The organism is Isoptericola sp. NPDC055881 (assembly GCF_053615895.1).
This window is the reverse complement of record NZ_JBSHCR010000133.1, coordinates 1-4,235: the sequence shown is the minus strand read 5'-3', so window position 1 is coordinate 4,235 and position 4,235 is coordinate 1. Positions and strand designations below refer to the sequence as shown.

4 protein-coding genes are annotated in these 4,235 nt (G+C 71.1%); all 4 read right to left on the bottom strand.

Translation table 11 applies throughout. The annotated features are described in order from the left end of the window. Nucleotides 1-64: 64 nt before the first annotated feature. Nucleotides 65-844 carry a phosphate ABC transporter ATP-binding protein PstB gene (pstB, locus tag ACWGKI_RS20605; protein WP_452189529.1) on the bottom strand — a complete coding sequence of 260 codons (780 nt, stop codon included), beginning with the start codon at nucleotides 842-844 and terminating at the stop codon, nucleotides 65-67. A gap of 44 nt (nucleotides 845-888) precedes the next feature. Continuing rightward, nucleotides 889-1,845 carry a phosphate ABC transporter permease PstA gene (gene pstA / locus ACWGKI_RS20600; RefSeq protein WP_380245221.1) on the bottom strand — a complete coding sequence of 319 codons (957 nt, stop codon included), beginning with the start codon at nucleotides 1,843-1,845 and terminating at the stop codon, nucleotides 889-891. Next, entirely contained in the window at nucleotides 1,845-2,837 is a 993-nt protein-coding gene (gene pstC / locus ACWGKI_RS20595) for a phosphate ABC transporter permease subunit PstC (protein ID WP_380245220.1), read from the bottom strand. Before pstC ends, pstA begins: the two co-directional genes overlap by 1 nt. A 95-nt stretch (nucleotides 2,838-2,932) precedes the next feature. Next, nucleotides 2,933-4,042: a phosphate ABC transporter substrate-binding protein PstS gene (locus ACWGKI_RS20590; protein ID WP_380245219.1), complete on the bottom strand. Its 1,110-nt coding sequence runs from the start codon at nucleotides 4,040-4,042 to the stop codon at nucleotides 2,933-2,935. Between the last annotated feature and the right edge of the window lie 193 nt (nucleotides 4,043-4,235).

Here is a 4,235-nt window from a genome sequence, read left to right as displayed (position 1 = left end):
GGCCGCAGCGACTCGCTGCGGCCCGCCCCTTCGTCGTCCCCGCCGGAGGACCCGGCGGGCCGGCTCACCCGAAGCGGCCGGACACGTAGTCCTCGGTGGCCTGCTCGGTCGGCGTCGAGAAGATCGTGGACGTCTCGTTCATCTCGATCAGGCGGCCCGGCTTGCCGGTCCCCGCGATGTTGAAGAACGCCGTCCGGTCGCTGACGCGCGCCGCCTGCTGCATGTTGTGGGTCACGATGACGATCGTGTAGTCCTGCTTCAGCTCACCGATGAGGTCCTCGATCGCCAGCGTGGAGATCGGGTCGAGGGCCGAGCACGGCTCGTCCATCAGCAGGACCTGCGGCTTCACCGCGATCGCGCGGGCGATGCACAGGCGCTGCTGCTGGCCGCCGGACAGGCCCGACCCCGGGCGGTCGAGGCGGTCCTTGACCTCGTTCCACAGGTTCGCGCCGCGCAGCGACGACTCGACGATCTCCTCGGCGGCCGCCTTGCCGATGCGGCGGTTGTTGAGGCGCACCCCGGCCAGCACGTTGTCCCGGATCGACATCGTCGGGAACGGGTTGGGCCGCTGGAAGACCATGCCGACGTTGCGGCGCACGGCCACGGGGTCGATGTCGTCCCCGTACAGGTCGACGCCCTCCATCTCGACCGTGCCCTCCACGCGGGCGCCCGGGATCACCTCGTGCATCCGGTTGAGCGTGCGCAGGAGCGTCGACTTGCCGCACCCGGACGGGCCGATGAACGCCGTCACCGACTTCGGGTCGATCGTCATCGACACGTCCTGCACGGCGAGGAAGTCGCCGTAGTAGATGTTGAGGTCCTTCACGTCGATGCGCTGTGCCATCGTCTGTCTCTTTCTGGTGGGCTGCGGCGGGCGGCGGCTGCGGGTCAGCGCAGCTTCGGGGAGAACCAGCGGTTCACCAGCCGGCCGATGAGGTTGAGGGCGAGCACCAGGACGATCAGCACGAGGGCGGCGCCCCACGCGTTCTGGATCGCGATGTCGGGCACGCAGGTGGCCGACGCGCCACCCGGGCACGTCGCGAGGCCCTGGCTGTACTGGCGGTAGGCGAAGACCGGCAGCGTCATCATGCGGCCCTCGAAGGGGTCGAAGTTGATCGAGTCGGTCACGCCGACCGTCACGAGCAGGGGCGCCGTCTCGCCGATGACGCGGGCGATCGACAGCAGGATGCCCGTGGTGAGGCCCGCCACCGAGGTGCGCAGCACGACCTTGACGATCGTCAGCCACTTCGGCACGCCCAGGGCGTAGGACGCCTCGCGCAGCTCGTGCGGCACGAGCTTGAGCATCTCCTCGCAGGACCGGACCACCACGGGGATCATCAGCACCGACAGCGCGACGGCGCCGATGACGCCCATCCGCACCCCCGGACCCAGGACCAGGGTGAACAGGGAGACCGCGAAGAGACCCGCCACGATCGAGGGGATGCCCGTCATGACGTCGATGAAGAACGTCACCGAGCGCGCCAGGGCCCCCTTGCCGTACTCCACGAGGTAGATCGCGGTCAGCAGGCCGATCGGGACCGAGATCACCGTGGCCAGGGCCGTGATGATCAGCGTGCCCACGATGGCGTGGTAGATGCCGCCGCTCGGGTCGCCGCCGAAGATGTTGCGCATCGACAGGGTCAGGAAGTCCATGCTGATGCGGCCGACGCCGTTGCTCAGCACCGTCCAGATCAGCGACACGAGCGGGGCCATCGCCACGACGAACGCGCCCCAGATCAGCACCGTCATGGTGCGGTCCTTACGGCGCCGGGCGCCGTCCGCACCGGTCAGCGCGGCCCGCGTGCGCACGGTCGCGTCGGTGGGGTCCACGGTGGTCGTGCTCATCAGTTGGCCCCCGAGAATTCCTTGCGCCGCGCCACGATCGCGCGCGCGCCCATGTTGACGGCCAGCGTGATGACGAACAGCACGAGGCCGGTGGCGATCAGGGTGTTCACCGCGAGGCCGCTCGCCTCCGGGAAGTCGAGCGCGATGTAGGCGGCGATGGTCTGCTGCTGCGCGCTGTCGAGGATCCGGAACGAGTACAAGAACCCGGGCGACAGGATCATCAGCACCGCCATCGTCTCGCCGAGGGCGCGGCCCAGGCCGAGCATCGCGGCCGAGATCACGCCCGACCGGCCGAACGGCAGCACCGCGGTGCGGACCATCTCCCAGCGCGTCGCGCCGAGGGCGAGGGCCGCCTCCTCGTGCAGCTTCGGCGTCTGCAGGAAGACCTCGCGGGCGACGGCGGTGATGATCGGCAGGATCATCACCGCGAGGACGACGGCGACGGTGGCCAGCACGCGGGAGGTGGGCGACACCGGGCCGGCGAACAGCGGGAACCAGCCGAGCACCGAGCTGAGCCACTCCCACAGCGGCAGGGCCGCCGGGCCGAGCACGAAGATGCCCCACAGGCCGTAGATGACCGACGGGACCGCGGCGAGCAGGTCCACCAGGTACCCGAGCACCTGGGAGAGCCGCGGCGGGGCGTAGTGCGAGATGAACAGCGCGATCCCCATCGCGACCGGGGTCGCGAGCGCGAGGGCGAGGGCCGCCGCGAGCAGCGTGCCGAACACCAGCGGCCCGACGTACTCGAGCAGCGACGTGTCGTCCGGGTACCGCGGCACCGAGGCGGCCAGCTCGTCCGAGCCGGCCGTCAGGGCGGGCCACGCCTGCTGCAGCAGGAAGACGGCGACGGCGGCCAGCACCGCCAGGATGAGGACGCCCGCGCCGACCGCGATCCAGCGGAAGGCCCGGTTGAAGCCGCGGTCGGTCGTGCGGCGTCGGCGTCGTGGTCGACCCGGTACCCGCTCGGCGGGCGGGCTGACGGTGGTGGTCACTCGTGCTCCTCGTTCCCCTGCTGTGGTTGATGCTGCCGCCGGCCGAGCCCGGGGGGCTCGACCGGCGGCGGGCTCGACCGGCCGTGCGCGCCGGGTCAGGCGGCCTTGATGGCCTCGATCGACGGCAGGACCGCGTCACGGATGTCCGAGGACAGCGGGGCGGAGCCCGCCGCGTCGGCGGCGACCTTCTGGCCGTCCTCGCTCACGAGGTAGGAGAGGTAGCCCTTGACCAGGTCCGCCTGCGCCTGGTCGGCGTAGGTGCCGCAGGCCAGCAGGTAGGAGACCAGGACGACCGGGTAGGCGCCCGGGACGTCGCGCTTGAGCTCGATCGAGTACACGCCGTCGGCGGTGCCCGTGGCCCGCGGCGACTGGGCGACGACCTCGGAGGCCGCCTCGGCGCTGTAGGGGACGAACTCGTCGCCCACGCCGACCGCCACGGTGCCGAGGCCGGAGACCTGGGAGGCGTCGGCGTAGGTGATGGTGCCCTCGCCGGACTGCGCGGCCGAGACCACGCCGGAGGTGCCCTGCGCGGACTCCTGGCCCTCGATCGGCCACACGCCGTCGGGCTCGTGGTCCCACGCCTGCGGGGCGGACTCGGCCAGGTAGGCCTGGAAGTTCTCGGTGGTGCCCGAGTCGTCCGACCGGTGCACCACGGTGATCGCGGTGTCCGGCAGGTCGGCGTCGGGGTTGTCGGCGGCGATCGCGTCGTCGTTCCAGGCCTTGATCTTGCCCGAGAAGATGTTCGCGATGACCTCGGGCTTGAGGTTCAGCGAGTCGATGCCGGGCAGGTTGAAGGCCACGGCGATCGGGCTCACGTAGCCCGGGAACTCGATGACGCCGCCGTCGCCGCACTGGGCCTCGGCCGCCGACATCTCGTCGTCGTCCAGGGCTGCGTCGGAGCCGGCGAAGGCGTACGAGCCGTCGGTGAAGCCGGTGCGGCCACCGCCCGAGCCCACCGGGTCGTAGTTGACGGTGACGTCCGGGTTGGCCGTCTGGAAGCCGGCACGCCACGCCTCCTGGGCGGACTCCTGCGAGGAGGCACCGCCACCGCTGAGCTCACCGGAGAGGGTCGAGGTGCCCTCCGTCGAGCCGTCGGTGGACGCCGCACCCGGCGTCGCCGGGTCCGAGCCGCACGCGGCGAGGGTCAGGGCAAGCGCGCCGACCGCGACGGCGGATCCAGCACGGGTGAATCGGCTGAGCTTCACGTCTCGTTCCATCCTGTTCACACGGAGTGGCACCGGCGGAGTACCGGCGTTCGTCGGGAACGCTAGGCAGGCAAGGTGGCCCGGGACCCAGGAGCAGGTGAACGAGGGGTGAACAGTGCGGGGCGGCTGGTCACCAGGGCGCCCGACACCAGCGCCGAACAGGCGGTTGCGCACGTTCTGAGCGTTCAGAACG